This is a genomic window from Actinobacillus ureae ATCC 25976, from assembly GCF_000188255.1.
Taxonomy (GTDB): Bacteria; Pseudomonadota; Gammaproteobacteria; order Enterobacterales; family Pasteurellaceae; genus Actinobacillus; species Actinobacillus ureae.
Window position 1 is genome coordinate 181,905 of record NZ_GL831080.1, and the last position, 18,327, is coordinate 200,231.

The window sequence follows — 18,327 nt, forward strand, 5'->3', positions numbered from 1 at the left end:
AATACAGAACTCAGTCCTTAAATTAAACAATCTAACTTTTTGGGGTCAGATCATTTTGCGAGCTTTTTTCTTTGGTTTGGAGATACCTTAGCAAGAATTATTTAGCTTCAACTGCTTCTTTTACTTCAGTTGCTTTTTCTTTTACAGCTTCAGCTGCGGCTTCAACTTTAGTTGCCGCCGCATCTTTCATTTCTGCTGCTTTATCCGCTCCTGCTTGTGTGGCGTCTTGAGTTGCCGCTTTCGCTTCTTCTGCTTTCGCTGCTGCCGCATCTTTCATTTCCGCTGCTTTATCCGCTACTGCTTGTGCCGCGTCTTGAGTTGCCGCTTTTGCTTCTTCTGCTTTCGCTGCTGCTGTGTCTTTCACTTCAGCCGCTTTATCTGCTACTGCTTGTGCCACTTCTCGAGTTGCTGCTTTTGCCTCTTCAGCTTTAGCTGCTGCCGCATCTTTCACTTCAGCCGCTTTATCCGCTACTGTTTGTGCTGCTTCTTGAGTCGCTACTTTTGCTTCTTCAACTTTCGCTGCTGCCGCATCTTTCGCTTGGTTTGCTTGATCACAAGCGCTTAATGTAAACGCTGCACCTAATACTAATGCTAAAAGAGATTTTTTCATTTGCTTTTCCTTATGTAAAAAAGATTGTTTGCGACTGATTAAATCAAGCGCATTCAGGATCTTTAGACTGAGCTTATTCTCAGAAGTTGCATTATAACAGCTTTATTGCACAAAAAAAAGCCAATTGACTAAACAATTGGCTTTTTAAATACGATTAGTTAACGATTACTCTACATCTGCACTGGCAATACGTGGTGCTGAATGTACATGGTTTACTGCGCTAGAATGACCGCCAAAACCTTTACCATGGAAGTAATATTTTGATTGTGTCCACTCTGTTACATTTGCTTCGGCAGGCATTTCTGCCGGTGCTGATGCCACAGTCATCGCAGCTTTTGTATGTTGTACACGAGAGAATGTACCTAAATGACCAGAGAAACTATAGCTACTTTCATAGCTTGATACCGGATCAAAAATCTCTTCCGTGCTTACACTTTCAAGTGCCGGTGCAGAAGTTGCTTGCGCTTGGTGTTTCTGTACACGTTCATTTTTCTCTTTTACTAAATCACGATCAGTATGTTGAGAAACAAAACCACCTAGTGGCGCAACGTGTTTTGCCATTGCTTTTTCCACCAACTGCGCATCTTCTTTCGGCTCATCAGATACAATATGCTGCGCACGTTCTTTGTTTTCTTTCACTAAATCACGATCAGAATGCTGGGTAACAAAAGCACCAAAAGGTGCTGCAGAGTTCACGCTTTTCTCAACGGTTGGCACTGTTGGTACAACTTCCGGCTCTTGTTGTTGCTCTAACATTTCATCTACAGATAAGAAACGAGGTTTCTCTTCTGCCTTCGCTGCAGCTTTTGTAGCCACTGGTTGGTTGCTAAATTTCACCCAAATCTTACCGCTTGCCATTTCCGGAGAAGCAACCGCTGCCACTAAAGGCATTGCTGTTACCGCAGAATGTTCACGGCGGTTATTTTCACGGCGACGCTGATTACCCACACGTAAATGACGAGGTAAACGACGTTGGCGATTATTTTCACGCTGCTCCGTACGTTCTTCCGCAACAACATCCGAACTGCTGTCTTGCACAGCAGCTTTCACACTTTCGTCTGACGGTTTGCTCTCTGTTACAGCTGAAATCACTTCCGGACTCACAAATGCTTGAGGTTTCGCTTCAACACGTACTTTTTTACGTAAGTCACGACGTTGGCGGCGTTCCGCTACTTGATTTTCACGTTGCGGGCGTTGTGCTTGTTCCGTTTGAGTTTCTGGAGCGCCTGCAACTTCTTCAACCACTTGGCGGCGAGCTTTCTTCGATTCCGCACGCTCTTGGTTACGTTCCTGACGCTGTGCCTTTTGCTCGTCTTGTTGTTGCTGTTTACGCTCTTGGCGTTCTCCACGATTTGGACGCTCACGACGGTTACGGCGCTCACGTTGGTTACGAGCTTTCGGCTTCGGTTTTTCTTCAACTTTTTCTTCCGCTGCAAACAAGCTCTTCACTTTCGCAATTAAACGGCTTAGGAGTGAAGGTTTGGCCGGTGCTGCCGGTGTCGGTGCAAGTTGAAGATTTAACTCAGAACTTTGTAACACTGATTCTACGGTAATCACCGGTTCATTACGTGTCACTAACGCTTCTTCCGAAACTGTATGTGTATTCGGCTGAACATCATCTTCACGAGCATGATAGTGCTTCGCTAAATCATAGCTAAGTGTTGGTAACACTTCGTTTTCACGTAAACGATATACGCTGAAATGCGGGGTTTCCATGCTTTCTGTCGGCACAACCACCACTTGTACATCATGGCGTTTTTCAATACTTGAGATCGCTTTACGTTTTTCATTGAGTAAGTAAGACGCAATTTGTACCGGCACAATAGTGTGAACTTGAGCGGTATTTTCTTTGATCGCCTCTTCTTCTAATAAACGTAAAATCGAAAGTGCGATAGATTCGTTATCACGTACTTTACCCGTACCTTGGCAACGAGGACATACATGGCTTGACGCTTCACTTAGTGATGGACTTAAACGCTGACGGCTCATTTCTAATAAACCGAAACGTGAAATACGACCAAATTGAATACGCGCGCGGTCTTGGCGTGTCGCTTCACGGATACGGTTTTCCACTTCACGTTGGTGACGAACCGGGGTCATATCGATAAAGTCGATGACAATCAAACCACCTAAGTCACGCAAACGTAATTGACGTGCAATTTCGTCCGCTGCTTCTAAGTTGGTATTTAACGCAGTCTCTTCAATATCACCGCCACGGGTTGAGCGTGATGAGTTAATATCAATCGCCGTTAGCGCTTCAGTGACGTCAATAACAATTGAACCGCCGGACGGTAAACGCACTTCACGTTGGAACGCCGATTCGATTTGTGATTCGATTTGATAATGGCTGAATAACGGCACTTCACCTTCGTATAAACGTACACGATTAATAAAATCAGGACGCACTAAACGAATATGGTTTTTCGCTTTTTCGAAGATTTTTTTGTTATCAATTAAGATTTCGCCGATATCACGACGGAGATAGTCACGGATCGCTCTCACAATCACATCACTTTCTTGATGGATAAGGAATGGTGCCGGACGAGATTCCGCCGCTTTTTTGATCGCTTCCCAGTGATGTAACAGGACTTTTAAGTCCCATTGAAGTTCTTCCGGTGATTTGCCGACACCGGCGGTACGCACGATTAAACCTACATCTTCCGGCACGTCTAAGCAGTCTAACGCTTCTTTTAATTCTAAGCGTTCATCACCTTCAATACGGCGAGAAATACCGCCCGCACGCGGATTATTTGGCATTAACACTAAATAGCTACCGGCAAGTGAGATAAAAGTCGTCAGCGCAGCACCTTTGTTACCACGTTCTTCTTTACTCACTTGGACAATCACTTCTTGCCCTTCTTTGATAATATCTTTGATATTTGGGCGACCGTTGAATACGTAATCCGCTGGGAAATATTCACGAGAGATTTCTTTTAAAGGCAGGAAACCATGACGCTCCGCACCATAATCAACGAATGCGGCCTCAAGGCTTGGTTCAACACGGGTAATTTTCCCTTTGTAGATATTTGATTTTTTTTGTTCGTGTCCCGGGCTTTCGATATCTAAATCGAATAAACGTTGCCCGTCAACGAGTGCAACGCGCAACTCTTCTTTTTGAGTTGCATTGATTAACATTCTTTTCATTGTGTTTTCTCATTATTTGTTTTTTGTTTTTAAATTGCCGCTCCAATTAAACATACTTTTTAAGCATTAATACGCTGAATTAGATCCTTCTTATATTACGTGAAATACCTTTGTATTCTTATTGGATTTCGGGCAGTCTCCCGACTGTCAAAAAGTAGGTTTTAATTAAGTGGCTCAATTTGTGCTGATTTTGTCTTACGTTTCATTCTTCTTGTCTCGAATTAACCGCATAATCAATCACTTAGCTTTTCAACTTGCAACGTAGCAAGCGGTGCTTTTTGCGTCATTTTTTACTAAATTGCCGTGCAATTTTTATGACAAGAAAAAGCGTACCATTATTGCATTTTAAGGCCTTAATAGGCAAGGCAAATATCGCTGGTTTGAGTAGCCTATTTATTTAGAAAATATTGCAATTTGTTGAATTTTTGCTATTTTTGTATGGAATTTAAGCTTTATTTTAAAGGAGAATTTAATGAGAAAATCATTATTAGCAATAGTAGTTGCAATGAGTATGCTTGTCTCCGCTTGCAATGAACAAAATAGCAATGCCGCCACCACACAATTACAACAAGCCGAACAAAAAATTTCTCAACTAAATGAACAACTTGCGAAATCTCAGCAAGAATTGACCGCTTTACAGCAATCGATTGCGGGAAAAACAGGTGATACATTAGCCACTTTTCCGGCATTAAACGTTGAAATTTACCCATTTTTTGCTAAAGCGGAACGTATAAAATTCAAACCGCAAGCCAATCAAGAGCAAGCAATTCTTTCTGCGGAACAATATTATTTCATCAGTCTCGCCAAAACCAGTTTTGATTGGTTGGATAATTTACTGGCGAAACAGATTTTAATTAGCTATCAGCCTGTTCCGGCGGATGCCGACAGTAAAATCGATCGTAATGCGATAAACGGTGATGAGTTAAATCAGTTGAAAACAGTATTAGAAAAAGATTATCAGGAAAGTTTAGAAACTTTAAAAGAAGGAATGACACTCGGCATTTCTCGCACCGCCGAAACCATTTATTTAGGACAACGTCATAATATCGTGACCTTTTTCCAAAACTACGACGAATATAGCGGCGGCGCACATAATAACTACCACACCAAATATTTTAATATCGATGTAAATAAAAAACGTATCATTTTACTGGATGACTTACTCTCACCGGCAAAACAAGTGGAACTCTCTGCGATTTTGTGGAGCCATTACGAACAGCGCAACGAACCGGATGCAAACGGCAAATACAGCACCTTTACCCCGAAACAAGACTTTTATGTTTCGGAAGATTTCTTATTTACCGATGATGGGGTGAAATTTATTTATCCGCCGTATGCATTAGGCCCATTCGCTGAAGGTGAAATCAGCCTGACTGTACCTTGGTATGAAATTAATCAGTTACTCAATCCAGAATATCAACGTAAACCAAAAGACGGCTACGATTTAGCACCGGATCATATCCAAGCTGAAAATGAGTAATTAAGTCATATAAGCAAGCGGTTAAATTTGCAGAAAATTTTGCAAATTTAACCGCTTGTTATTTATTGCTTATCTAACTTGCTCAAACAGCGGCTTCATCACTTTTTCTTCTTGATAAATGCGAATACCTAATACGACAAGATAAATCGGGAATAAGTACATCAATGTGTTCCATGCATGACAAAGTAGCACCACGCCAATTAATTCCGGAATGATATTGAGGAAATAGTTAGGGTGTTTAATCGTTCTGAATAACGTTGAAGTGTTAATTTTATGGTTTGGCAAAATATAGAGTTTCACCGTCCAAATTTCTTTTAATTCATTGATCACCCAAAAGAGCGCAATATAGGCGAAAAATAAAGTAACTGTGCCGATCGTGCTGAGATAGTCCCAATGATGGGCAAAATAATTCGCTTCAAACAACGCAGAAAAATAGAACAGGACATGCACAATAGATAATAATTTTGAATTTTTACTGCCGTGTTGCGTAGCACCTTTTTGGATAAGCGCTTTCTCATTTCTAATTGAAATGCTCAAACTATACAAACGAACAATAAAAAAGCTAATAAAGGTAAGATTTACCAGTAACATAAGTTCTCCTTTAATAAATGGTAATAGAAAATAAAAATCAAACACGGCGAAAGCTGCTGAAATAAGCTGTTTTTATTCGGTAAATTTTTAAGGGAATTTAACCGCTTGCTCTTGTAATTTTCAGCGAACTTTTCACCGTATTGTTAAAATTATAGCCCTAATTGATCCCAAATTTCATCAACACGTTTAACGACATTCGGATCTTTTTTAATCGGTGTACCCCATTCACGGCTGGTTTCGCCAGGCCATTTATTGGTTGCATCAATCCCCATTTTTGAGCCTAAGCCCGCAATCGGTGAAGCGAAATCCAGGTAATCAATCGGTGTATGATCAATCAAGGTGGTATCTCGGCTCGGGTCACAACGTGTGGTAATCGCCCAAATTACGTCTTTCCAATCTCTTGCGTTTACATCGTCATCACAGACAATTACAAATTTGGTGTACATAAATTGACGGAGGAACGACCAAACGCCCATCATCACTCGTTTGGCGTGACCGGCATATTGTTTTTTAATCGTCACCACTGCAAGGCGATAAGAACATCCTTCCTGCGGTAGATAGAAGTCCACTATTTCCGGAAATTGCTTTTGCAAAATCGGAATAAATACTTCGTTTAACGCTTCGCCAAGGACTGCCGGCTCATCCGGCGGACGACCGGTGTAAGTCGAGTGATAAACCGCATCACGACGCATGGTGATATGTGTAACAGTAAATACCGGAAAATACTCTTGTTCATTGTAATAGCCGGTATGATCTCCGTACGGGCCTTCTAGTGCAGTTTCATTCGGCTCGATATAACCCTCCAACACTATTTCCGCACTTGCCGGCACTTCCAAATCATTACTAATGGACTTGGCCACCTCAGTTTTCTGACCGCGTAATAAACCGGCGAATGCATATTCTGATAAGGTATCGGGAATCGGTGTGACCGCGGCTAAAATAGTTGCCGGATCGGCACCGATAGCCACCGAAACCGGAAACGGTTTATCCGGATTAGCTTCCTTCCATTCATGGAAATCCAACGCACCGCCACGATGCGATAACCAACGCATAATCAGCTTGTTCTTGCCGATCAGCTGTTGGCGATAAATCCCAAGATTTTGGCGTTTTTTATAAGGCCCTTGGGTAATGGTTAATCCCCAAGTGACAAGCGGTGCAACATCGCCTTCGTGACAATGCATAATCGGTAATTTATACAGATCCACCTCATCGCCGCTTAATACCACTTGTTGGCAATCCGCTTTACCCAAAACTTTGCTCGGCATATTCAGCACTTGTTTCCATTGCGGTAATTGCCCGATTAGCTCTTTAAAACCTTTCGGTGGCTCAGGCTCTTTGAGAAACGCCAATAATTTCCCTAGTTCTCGTAAGGCATGTGTATCTTCTTGCCCCATGCCTAACGCAACACGTTTCGGTGTGCCGAACAAATTACACAGCACCGGCATTTGGTAGCCTTTTGGGTTTTCAAATAAAATCGCCGGTCCACCCTTGCGTAAGGTGCGATCGGAAATTTCCGCCATTTCAAGATAAGGATCGATTTCCTGCTTAACTCGCACTAATTCGCCTTGGCTTTCCAACAGAGCTAAAAATTCACGTAAATCTTTGTATTTCATATTGGTAAAAAATCAGAAAAATCTGACCGCTAGTATATAGAAAACAACAAATGAAAAATACCCATAAAAAATTTATGATAAACTATATAGCAATTTTACGAAAGTTTGATAAAATCGCTCAACTTTAATCCAAAAGGAGAATACTATGTTTAAGAAAACTGCTTTAGCATTAGCTATGCTAGGCACAACCGTAGTCGCAAATGCCGATGTACTTACTACGGTCAAACCATTAGGCTTTATCGCAAGCGCAATCACAGAAGGCGTTACAGAGAGCAAGGTGTTATTGCCAGTGACCGCATCTCCGCACGATTACAGCTTAAAGCCATCTGATGTAGAGCAGTTAAAGTCTGCGCAACTTGTGGTTTGGGTGGGTGAAGATTTAGAAACGTTTTTAGAAAAAAGTATCGACAAATTACCGAAAGAGAAAGTGCTTAGTTTAGATGATGTACCGGCAATTAAAGCGATTGTTGATGCGACTGAAAAACATGATCACGACCATAAGCATGAACACCACGAACACCACGATCACAAACATGAGCATCATGAACACCACGAACACCACGATCACAAACATGAGCATCATGAACACGCTCATGAAGGTCATGATCATCACCATGATCACGAAGGCCACAGCCATGATAAAGACTGGCACATTTGGTTCTCGCCTGAAGCAAGCCTTGCCGCAGCAGAGCAGATCGCAGCACGCCTAAGCGTACAATTACCTGAACAAAAAGCGAAAATTGCGGAAAATCTTGCAACATTTAAAGCAAATTTAACCGCTAAAAACGAACAAATCCGTAATCAATTGTCACAAGTAAAAGGTAAAGGTTATTATACTTTCCATGATGCTTACGGCTATTTTGAACGTGCTTACGGCTTAAATTCATTAGGTTCATTTACGATTAACCCAAGTGTAGCACCCGGTGCGAAAACATTAAGCATGATTAAGAAAAATATCGCTGAACACAAGGCGCAATGTTTATTTGCCGAACCTCAATTCACACCGAAAGTGATTGAAAGCCTCAGCAAAGGTACGCAAGTTAAAGTCGGACAATTAGATCCTCTTGGCGCAAAAATCGAATTAAGTCAAACTGCTTATCCGCAATTCTTACAAGCGATTGCCGATGAGTTCAGTCAATGTTTGAAGTAATCGAAAGATAAAAAATAAGCGGTGAAATTTGCAGAAAACTTTGCAAATTTCACCGCTTGTCATTTGATATAAATATTATGAAATCACACGGGCTTTAATTGTGCCGTCAATTTGTTGTAAGCGTTCTAACGCTTCGCTTGCATCGTCTAATTCCACATCAATGACCACATAACCGATATTCGGATCCGTTTGTAGATACTGACCGGCGATATTCACGTTACCATCTACGAACACTTGGTTGATCTTATTTAGAATACCTGGGCGGTTTTCGTGAATATGTAATAAACGTTTCGCATCGCTGTGCAGAATCGGTAACGATACTTCAGGGAAGTTAACCGCTGAAAGAGTTGAGCCGTTATCCGCATATTTAACGAATTTGCTTGCCACTTCCGTACCGATATTCGCTTGTGCTTCTGCAGTTGAACCACCGATATGCGGAGTCAAAATCACATTATCGAATTGGCAAAGCGGTGATTCAAATGGATCATTAACCGAAGCCGGCTCTACTGGGAATACGTCAATCGCCGCCCCACGTAACGTACCTTGCGCTAAACGTGCTGCTAAAGCGTCAATATCAACCACCGTACCACGCGCCGCATTGATCAACACCGAATCTTCTTTTAATTGCACAATACGATCTGCATTCATTAAATTTTTGGTTGAAGCATTTTCCGGTACGTGTAATGAAACCGCATCGCAGCTGGCAAGCAGTTCATCTAAGTTTGTAATTTGTTGTGCGTTACCTAACGGCAGTTTATTTTCAATATCATAAAAATACACTTGCATACCGATAGATTCCGCCATCACGCTTAATTGCGAACCGATATGACCGTAACCTACAATCCCTAATTTTTTACCACGTACTTCATTTGAGCCGGCTGCTGATTTGTTCCATACGCCACGATGTACTTCCGCATTCGCTTTCGGCACTTGGCGCATTAAGAGAATAATTTCGGCTAATACTAATTCTGCTACCGAACGAGTATTTGAGAACGGTGCATTAAACACCGGAATACCGAGGCGTTTCGCTTCATTTAAATCGACTTGGTTGGTACCGATACAAAAACAGCCGATCGACACTAGGTTTTTCGCATGCGCTAATACTTCTTTAGTTAAATGAGTACGAGAACGTAAGCCTACAAAATGCGCATCTTTAATGGCATTAATTAAGTCATCACCGTCTAACGCTTTTTTATGATATTCAATATTGGTATAACCGACCGCCTGTAACACGTCTAATGCATTTTGATGAACGCCTTCTAGCAAAAGAAATTTTATTTGAGATTTGTCGATAGGAGTTGTCATTTTAGGTCCTTGTGTGTTGTGTTTGCTTTTACTTTTATCACATTGCCTAACGAAATACACGGAATATTTTTCACTTTAACAGAACTTATCGTTATAAGCTTTATCATTACATTCCGTGTATCAAAGAGTACGATTATTCGATAATTTTTGCACCTTCAGGAGTACCGACAATGGTTACGTTTGCATAGCGCTGTGCAAAGATTCCGTTTGTCACGACACCGGCAATATTATTGATGGTATGTTCCATTTTTAATGGCTCAAGAATTTGGAAATTGTGTACATCCAAAATAACATTGCCATTATCAGTCACTACGCCTTCACGATATTCCGGTGAACCGCCTAACGCTACTAATTGGCGAGCAACGTAAGAACGTGCCATTGGAATCACTTCCACCGGTAATGGGAAGGTTGAACCTAGTACATCCACTTGTTTTGAGCTATCTACGATACAAATAAATTTCTTCGCTAATGAACTAACGATTTTCTCACGGGTTAGTGCCGCACCACCGCCTTTGATCATTGCGCCTTGAGGAGTAATTTCATCCGCACCGTCAATATATACGTCTAATTCAATCACTTCATTTGCGTTAAACACTTCAATACCGATCGCACGTAAGCGCTCTTCAGAAGCTTTTGATGCTGCCACCGCACCTTTAATTTGATCTTTCATTGACGCTAATGCATCAATAAAACGATTTACGGTAGAACCGCTCCCCACCCCCACGATAGTATCCGGTTTTACGAATTGAAGCGCAGCTTGAGCAGCAATTTTTTTCATTTCTTGTTGGGTCATAATGAATCCTTTTTTTAGTTAGTATTATTTTAAGATGAGAGTAAAACGCTATGCTTCTTTTCGGCTACTGACCAAGAAAGTCACAATAAGAAAAGCGGTCGAATTTCCGCAAATTTTTGCAAAAATTCGACCGCTTGTCATTAGTTAGTTATTTTTAACCGCTTCAACGATTTCTTCCGCACAGCTTTGTGCTAATGCACCGTCTTCACATTCCACCATAACACGAATAAGTGGCTCTGTACCAGACTTACGCAGAAGAATACGACCTTTGCCTGCAAGACGTTTTCTCACGTCTGCCGCCACCGCTTTTACCGTATCGCTTTCCAACGGATTTTTACCGCCTTCAAAACGAACGTTAAGTAACACTTGTGGGAATAACGGCACTGCACGCGCAAGATCATTTAAGCTTATTTTATGCGCTTCCATCGCTGCAAGTACTTCAAGAGAAGCGATAATACCGTCACCAGTGGTGTTTTTATCTAACACGATAATGTGACCTGAGTTTTCGCCACCCAGTTTCCAGCCTTTTTCTTTTAATTGTTCTAATACGTAACGGTCACCGACATTCGCACGAGTAAATGGAATCGCTAAGTGTTTTAATGCCACTTCTAAGCCCATATTACTCATTAACGTACCGACTACACCGCCGTGTAATTTGCCTGAACGTAATGCTTCACGAGCAATAATAAATAGGATTTGGTCACCATCTACTTTATTACCTAAATGGTCAACCATCATGATACGGTCACCGTCACCGTCATAAGCAAGACCAACGTCTGCACCTGACTCAACAACAACTTTTTGTAATGCGGTAATATCGGTTGCACCACATTTTTCATTGATATTTAAACCGTCCGGTTTCGTACCGATCTCAATCACTTCCGCACCAAGCTCACGCATGACGTTAGGTACGATATGGTAAGTTGCACCGTGCGCACAATCCACTACAATTTTATAGCCTTTCAAGCTTGCGTTTGCCGAGAAGGTTCCTTTACAGAATTCGATATAACGGCCTGCCGCATCATTGATTCGCGTTGCACGACCTAATTGTGCTGACTCAACACAATCCATCGGTTGATCTAAAAGTGCTTCAATCGCTTCTTCTACTTCATCCGGTAATTTCTCACCGACATTCGAGAAAAACTTAATACCATTATCGTAATATGGGTTATGTGATGCTGAAATCACAATCCCCGCTTCGGCACGGAAAGTACGAGTAAGATACGCAATCGCCGGTGTCGGCATTGGGCCTACAAATGCAGCTGAAAGACCTGCCGCAGCAAGACCAGCCTCTAATGCTGACTCCAACATATAACCTGAAATACGCGTATCTTTACCGATTAAAACTTTTTTTGTGCCTTGTGTTGCAAGAATTTTACCTGCTGCCCAGCCTAGTTTTAATGCGAAATCCGGAGTGATAGGAAATTGACCCACTTTGCCACGTACACCGTCCGTACCAAAATATTTACGTTCTGCCATATTTAAATCCTCGAAAGAGAGTAGAAAAATTAATAAGAAAAAAGTTATAAATTGCAAAAGCTTAGACAACAATTTAAACAAAAAATTCGCTGCTAGCCGGTTATTTTAAAAAATAACGGTACGCTGGGCTCTCCGTTACATTCTGATAACGGTATCCAAGTTGTTCCAAATGTTGTTTAAATTTGGTTTCATCTTCACTATTTAACGCAAACGCCGCCAAAATATCACCGTAGTCCGCCCCGTGCGCACGATAGTGGAATAAGGAAATATCCCAATCGGTTAGCGTTTGTAAGAATTTTAATAATGCCCCTTTTTGTTCAGGGAATTCAAAGCTATAAAGCTGCTCATTCGCAAGATTGGTTGGACGTCCGCCCACCATATAACGAATATGTGTTTTCGCAATATCATCATCTGAAAGATCAGTGACATCGTAGCCGTTTTGTTGTAAATCCCGAATAATCTCAGCCTTTTCTGTGCTGCCGGTAATACGCACACCGACAAAAATGCAAGCTTGATGATCATCTGCATGGCGGTAATTAAATTCGGTCACTGCACGATTACCTAAAATTTCACAGAATTTTAAGAAACTACCTTTTTGTTCCGGAATGGTTACTGCTAATAAGGCTTCATGTTTCTCACCGATTTCACAGCGTTCTGAAACATAACGTAATGTATGGAAATTCAAATTCGCACCGGAAAGCACGCAAGCTAAGTTTTTACCTTCAAGCTGATGCTCTTTAACATATTGTTTTAATCCGGCTAATGAAGTCGCACCGGAAGGTTCTGCCACCGCACGTACGTTTTCAAAAATATCTTTCATTGCCGCACAAATTTGATCATTATCGACCAACACCACTTCATCAATGTACTGCTGACATAAGCGGAAAGTTTCATCGCCGATACGTCTTACCGCAATCCCGTCTGCAAATAATCCGACACGTTCCAAGTTATCCGGCTTACCGACTGTCAACGCATGTTGCAAACAAGCGGAATCTTTGGATTCAACACCAATCACTTTCACATTCGGTAAAACCTGTTTAATCAACACCGCAATACCTGCCGCTAAACCACCGCCGCCGACCGGTACAAATACATAATCTAAATCGGAACGTTGCTGTACTAATTCCATACCGATTGTACCTTGTCCGGCAATCACCATCGGGTGATCAAAAGGCGGTACAAAAGTCATACCGAGTTCTTCGGAAAGTTCTAATGCCTTCGCTTTCGCTTCATCAAAATTCGCGCCGAATAACAATGCTTCTCCGCCGAATCCTCTTACTGCATCCACTTTAATTGCCGGTGTATTCTGTGGCATCACGATAAGTGCACGAAGCCCTAAATGTTTTGCCGAAAGCGCAACACCTTGAGCATGATTGCCCGCTGAAGCGGTAATTACACCTGCCGCCTTTTGACTAGCTGAAAGATTTGAGATCATCGCAAAAGCGCCACGCAATTTGAAGCTATGTACCGGTTGGCGATCTTCACGTTTGATAAGAATTTGGTTGCCGAGACGCTCGGAAAGCTTTTCCATTTTCTGGAGTGGCGTCACTTGTGCAAGGTCGTAGATATTGGAACTTAAGATAGCACGCAGATAATCGGTGCCGGATTGAATTGTTGGATTGCTCATAACACTGCTCTGTATTTTTTATATTTTTATACTTTAACTATCGGCGTATTGAGAGGTACGTCAGGTTGATTTGAAAAAACTAAAAAGGCACAAGCGATAACCGCTTGCGCCAATAATGATATCAATCGAAATTAGTGGTGACCGCCGCAGCCACAACCGCCGTGACCGTGGTGATGGTCGTGATCATGGTCATGTCCGCAGCCGCCTTCTTCACCATGACCGCCACAGCAACCGCCGTGTTCATGGCCAGAATGAATGTGACCGTGTGCGATTTCTTCTAATGTCGCTTCACGTGTTGCAACCACTTCAACAGAGAATAATAACTCTTGACCTGCTAACATATGGTTACCGTCAACCACAACTTCATCACCGTCAACTTCAGTGATTACTACCGGTAACGGGCCTAAATCCGTATCAGCGATAAAACGCATACCAACTTCTAATTCATCAACGCCCATGAATACATCTTTTGGTACGCGTTGAACCATGTTTTCGTTGTATTCGCCGTAACCTTCTTCCGGTTTAACGCGAACTTCAAAAACATCGCCTACCACTTTGCCTTCAAGCGCTTTTTCTAAACCTTCAACAAGGTTGTTATGACCGTGTAAATATTCTAACGGTTGATTTACCGGTGCTTCATCAACTAATACACCGTCTTGTGTACGAACTTGATAAGCAATGCTTGGAACAACATTTTTTGCGATTTTCATTAAAGATTCCTTTTTATATATTTAGGTAAAAATACGATTCATTCTAGCGGTTTATCACAGATTTGCAAAAGGTTTGCAAAAATATAGAAATAAAATGACCGCTTAGTTAAAACAAGTGGTCTGATTTTGCACGAAATCTGCAAATTTAATCAATAATATCCGGTGTAACCGTATCAACCACATCAACAGCCGTACCGACAACACCACTCACAACCGAAGTGACTAAACAACCGCTTAATAGACCACAGCCTACAGTAAGCACCAAAAGTTTAAGTAACGATTTCATATTTATCCCATATCTCTTATATACAAAATGCAGCGCTACCGAAATAGCGCTGCATTTATCATTATACGATACTAAAGTTTATTTTTCTTCAGCAATAAAACGATACGCTAATGCACCGATAATTGCGCCTAAAATTGGTGCAACCCAGAATAACCATAATTGCTCAATTGCCCAAGAACCTTGGAATAACGCAACACCGGTTGAACGAGCCGGATTTACCGAAGTATTGGTTACCGGAATTGAAATTAGGTGAATTAACGTTAAACCTAAACCAATCGCAATCGTGCAAAACCTGCCGGTGCACGTTTGTTGGTTGCACCCATAATGATAATTAAGAAGAACGCGGTTAATACCACTTCAATCACAAGTGCCGCCATCATTGAATAACCGTGTGGAGAATGCTCCGCAAAACCGTTACTTGCAAAACCTGCCGCACCTAAAGCAACCGTATATAATACCGCTGCAGCCGCAATCGCACCGGTAACTTGTGCAACAATATAAGGCACTAAGTCTTTTACATTAAAGCGACCACCGACTAATAAACCGATCGAAACCGCCGGGTTAAAGTGACCACCTGAAATATGACCTACTGCATAAGCCATGGTTAATACGGTTAAACCGAATGCAAGTGATACGCCTGCATAGCCAATACCTAACTCAGGAATACCTGCTGCTAACACTGCGCTACCGCAGCCGCCAAATACTAACCAAAATGTACCGAAAAACTCGGCGAAATATTTTTTCATTATATTTTCCTTAAAAATGAAATTAAATGACACAGATGTGTCTGTGCTTTCCAATGCTATCCACTTAAGTTAAATTGAATAGCCATTCTAAAAACGTCTAATGCTAATAACATTACACATTTTCTTAGAAAAAGATAAATTTTACTCAAATGTCACTGTACCGGAGGCTCTTGCTGAAATCGTTTCACTGCCTGCTTCCAGCGGTAAGCCGCTTTCCTGTGCAGCGTAACTGCTTTTTGCCATTGCCATTATCGGACGCTGGTGCATTCCTTCGCCATTCGGCGTTTCTAATTGTACTTGGCTTAAGGTATAACGTTTTGCATTTAAGCCTTTCTGTACCACTTCCGCTTTATGCTGAAATTGTTTAATAATATCTAAGGTCATTTCATCTTCTAGCGCCGCCATTTTTTCCGGCGAAACACTAAATGAAATATGACTAATCGCTACGTCATCGCCTAAATTGTCCAGAACTTTCGCCATCGCAGCAAAATCTTTGGATTCAAATAGAATTCGGCCTTCTACCACCCAGCCATCTACTTTATTTTTCTGATTATAAATTAGGGTAACTACTTACACCTTCCGTCTGAATTTTAATCCCCATATAAGGCTTAGCATCCGCAATCACTTTGTTCAGATTTGTCGATATCGTTGATTTGAGTTCTGATAATGACTTGCCGACTTTCTGGCTATAAACCATTGCTCGCATTAAGTCTTTTTCTACCGTACGACTCACTTCCGTAGAAAAAGAAAATTGAGTTGGCATACTGTTTGTTGTTATCTCTTTTTCTTCGGCATGACTTACCATACTGGTGAAAGCAAGCGGTAAGATTGCAAGAATTTTTTGTAATTTCATCCTGTCTCCTTGATGATTATGAGTTCAACTCAAAGTGTTAGCTTAGAGGTGTGTTTTCTCGTTAAGTTCATTTTCGATGCTCAGAACAATGGCTTTATTGGCATTTTGCATACAAATTTGCCAACGAATATTATAGCCCGCAAGGTTCATACCATAAATCCGCTCAGTGATTTTACCTTGTTGATAAGCCGGACGAGGGTCTTGCTCAATCACATTGCGAATAAAATCAAGTGGCTGTGTAATACCGAAATTTGCAAAATTTTGGCAAAATTTGACCGCTTGTAATGCTTGTTCCGAGAACTCAACCACCAGTTTGGCTTGTGGTTTATCTTGCGCAAAGCCGGAATGCGCATCGGGTTCACTATCCGCATAAGCAATATAAGGTTTGATATCTAGAATCGGGGTGCCGTTAACCAAATCCACACTACCAAGTTTTAATAGCACTTCTCCATTACTTATCTCAACACCTTCTAATGCTACTTTAGATAAACCAATTGGATTTGGACGATGTGTCGCTCGGCTGGCGAATACTCCAACTCGTTCATTCCCACCTAAACGAGGCGGTCGCACCGTAGCATGCCATTCTCGCTCAGGAATCTGATGAAATTGGAAAATCAGCCACAAATGACTAAATTGCTCAATACCTCGCACCGCATCAGGAGAATTATAAGGCGGCAATAGTTTCAGTATGCCTTTGCCTTTTTGAACCAAATTCGGTTGGCGTGGCACGGAGAACTTTTCATCATAAGGGCTATGGATAACTCCAATTGGATTTAGCATTAAAGGTTGTAAAGTTGTCATAAAATTGTACTTTTCCTGTTAAAAATCAAAAACTACATAAACATTTTGTATTAATATAAGCTATTTTAGTCCTTACTATCTTAATTCAATCTATTTATGAATCAGCATTCAACTTTTTCAATTTGGTTTACTACTGCTCGCCCAAGAACATTACCTTTAGCGCTTGCCTCTATTATCGTCGGTTCAGCATTAGCATATTGGGCTGGGCATTTCGATGTAATCACTACGTTACTTGCTTTTATCACCACCATTTTATTACAAGTATTGTCTAATTTCGCTAATGATTATGGCGATCATGTCAAAGGTTCTGATACTAAAGAACGCATTGGCCCATTACGTGCCATTCAGCACGGCGCAATCACCGGTGGACAATTAAGAAATGCAGTGATCCTGTTGAGCCTTCTATCATTTATTGCCGGTGTTGGCTTGACGGTTTACGCTTATCAATCCATCCAAGACTTAGTGGTCTTTATCAGCTTGGGGGTGATTTCGATTGTAGCGGCGATCACCTATACGGTCGGTAAGAAAGCTTATGGTTATTTAGGATTAGGCGATTTATTCGTACTGATTTTCTTTGGGTTTGTGGCAGTAATCGGCATATTTTACTTACAAGCGCACAGTATTCCGGCGATGATTTTTATCCCAGCTTTCGGCTGCGGCCTGTTATCGGTAGCGGTTTTAAATATCAATAACTTACGTGATATTAACCAAGACAAACAAGCGGGTAAAAATACCTTAATTGTTCGTATCGGTAGTCAAAACGGGCGCATTTATCATGTTACGCTATTAGTATTAGCGGTCGTTTCTTATTTGATTTTTGCAATCAGTGAATTTAAGCATTGGTATAGCTTCCTTTTCCTGCTTGTAGTGCCATTACTTGCCAAACATGGCTTATTTGTTTATCGCCATAAAGACCCGATTGAACTACGCCCGATTTTAGGACAAATGGCTGGGCTTGCATTAATCACTAATTTACTGTTTGGCTTAGGTATTTTCCTAGGATAATTATCTATATATCATTCATAGTACATTCTTTTTAAAAGGCAGAGTCATCAGCTCTGCTTTTTTATGTTCGGAAAAACCCACGTCTGACTTCCCCTACCGAATTGCTTTAGGAAGTGATTAATCTTAATCAGCCT

The 18,327-nt window shown here is 41.4% G+C and carries 14 protein-coding genes and 2 pseudogenes; 3 read left to right on the forward strand and 13 right to left on the reverse strand.

The window, feature by feature from the left end:
- Positions 1-97 precede the first annotated feature (97 nt).
- Both HMPREF0027_RS00910 and rne read right to left on the reverse strand, forming a co-directional pair.
- Positions 98-610: a hypothetical protein gene (locus HMPREF0027_RS00910; RefSeq protein ID WP_005621322.1), complete on the reverse strand. Its 513-nt coding sequence runs from the start codon at positions 608-610 to the stop codon at positions 98-100.
- A gap of 165 nt (positions 611-775) precedes the next feature.
- Entirely contained in the window at positions 776-3,754 is a 2,979-nt protein-coding gene (gene rne / locus HMPREF0027_RS00915) for a ribonuclease E (RefSeq protein ID WP_005621324.1), read from the reverse strand.
- A 505-nt stretch (positions 3,755-4,259) separates the two neighbouring features.
- On the opposite strand from rne, the gene HMPREF0027_RS00920 reads away from it, so the two are divergent.
- On the forward strand, positions 4,260-5,234 hold the full coding sequence (locus HMPREF0027_RS00920; RefSeq protein ID WP_420808178.1) for a DUF3298 domain-containing protein: 975 nt from the start codon (positions 4,260-4,262) through the stop codon (positions 5,232-5,234).
- Between the two features lie 69 nt (positions 5,235-5,303).
- On the opposite strand, the gene HMPREF0027_RS00925 is transcribed toward HMPREF0027_RS00920, so the two are convergent.
- Positions 5,304-5,825 carry an isoprenylcysteine carboxyl methyltransferase family protein gene (locus HMPREF0027_RS00925; RefSeq protein ID WP_044024199.1) on the reverse strand — a complete coding sequence of 174 codons (522 nt, stop codon included), beginning with the start codon at positions 5,823-5,825 and terminating at the stop codon, positions 5,304-5,306.
- Positions 5,826-5,974: 149 nt separating this feature from the next.
- Complete coding sequence (gene ubiD / locus HMPREF0027_RS00930; RefSeq protein WP_005621331.1) at positions 5,975-7,438, reverse strand: 4-hydroxy-3-polyprenylbenzoate decarboxylase; 1,464 nt, start codon at positions 7,436-7,438, stop codon at positions 5,975-5,977.
- Between the two features lie 145 nt (positions 7,439-7,583).
- On the opposite strand from ubiD, the gene znuA reads away from it, so the two are divergent.
- Positions 7,584-8,588, forward strand: a complete 1,005-nt coding sequence (gene znuA, locus HMPREF0027_RS00935; protein ID WP_005621333.1) for a zinc ABC transporter substrate-binding protein ZnuA — start codon at positions 7,584-7,586, stop codon at positions 8,586-8,588.
- A 75-nt stretch (positions 8,589-8,663) separates the two neighbouring features.
- Here the strand turns inward: znuA and serA are convergent, their stop codons facing one another.
- The 9 genes and pseudogenes from serA to tsaA all read right to left on the reverse strand — a co-directional run bounded on the left by serA (position 8,664) and on the right by tsaA (position 17,188).
- A complete protein-coding gene (gene serA, locus HMPREF0027_RS00940; protein WP_044024200.1) occupies positions 8,664-9,893 on the reverse strand; it encodes a phosphoglycerate dehydrogenase in 1,230 nt (409 codons plus the stop codon).
- A gap of 133 nt (positions 9,894-10,026) precedes the next feature.
- Positions 10,027-10,686 (reverse strand): ribose-5-phosphate isomerase RpiA, encoded by a 660-nt coding sequence (gene rpiA / locus HMPREF0027_RS00945; protein WP_005621337.1) that lies wholly within the window; start codon positions 10,684-10,686, stop codon positions 10,027-10,029.
- A 144-nt stretch (positions 10,687-10,830) separates the two neighbouring features.
- Complete coding sequence (glmM, locus tag HMPREF0027_RS00950) at positions 10,831-12,165, reverse strand: phosphoglucosamine mutase (RefSeq protein ID WP_005621339.1); 1,335 nt, start codon at positions 12,163-12,165, stop codon at positions 10,831-10,833.
- 100 nt (positions 12,166-12,265) lie between these two features.
- On the reverse strand, positions 12,266-13,792 hold the full coding sequence (gene ilvA / locus HMPREF0027_RS00955) for a threonine ammonia-lyase, biosynthetic (protein WP_005621341.1): 1,527 nt from the start codon (positions 13,790-13,792) through the stop codon (positions 12,266-12,268).
- Between the two features lie 131 nt (positions 13,793-13,923).
- Entirely contained in the window at positions 13,924-14,502 is a 579-nt protein-coding gene (slyD, locus tag HMPREF0027_RS00960; RefSeq protein WP_005621343.1) for a peptidylprolyl isomerase, read from the reverse strand.
- A 145-nt stretch (positions 14,503-14,647) separates the two neighbouring features.
- Positions 14,648-14,788, reverse strand: a complete 141-nt coding sequence (locus tag HMPREF0027_RS12065) for a hypothetical protein (protein ID WP_005621345.1) — start codon at positions 14,786-14,788, stop codon at positions 14,648-14,650.
- Positions 14,789-14,950: 162 nt separating this feature from the next.
- Positions 14,951-15,534: pseudogene (aqpZ, locus tag HMPREF0027_RS00965) on the reverse strand (aquaporin Z); the annotation flags it as partial.
- 141 nt (positions 15,535-15,675) lie between these two features.
- Positions 15,676-16,387 (reverse strand): annotated as a pseudogene (locus HMPREF0027_RS00970) (SIMPL domain-containing protein).
- A 42-nt stretch (positions 16,388-16,429) separates the two neighbouring features.
- Positions 16,430-17,188 (reverse strand): tRNA (N6-threonylcarbamoyladenosine(37)-N6)-methyltransferase TrmO, encoded by a 759-nt coding sequence (gene tsaA / locus HMPREF0027_RS00975; RefSeq protein ID WP_005621350.1) that lies wholly within the window; start codon positions 17,186-17,188, stop codon positions 16,430-16,432.
- Between the two features lie 96 nt (positions 17,189-17,284).
- On the opposite strand from tsaA, the gene HMPREF0027_RS00980 reads away from it, so the two are divergent.
- The gene (locus HMPREF0027_RS00980) at positions 17,285-18,193 is read left to right on the forward strand and encodes a 1,4-dihydroxy-2-naphthoate polyprenyltransferase (protein ID WP_005621351.1); all 909 of its coding nucleotides are present in this window, start codon (positions 17,285-17,287) and stop codon (positions 18,191-18,193) included.
- The last annotated feature ends 134 nt before the right edge of the window (positions 18,194-18,327 follow it).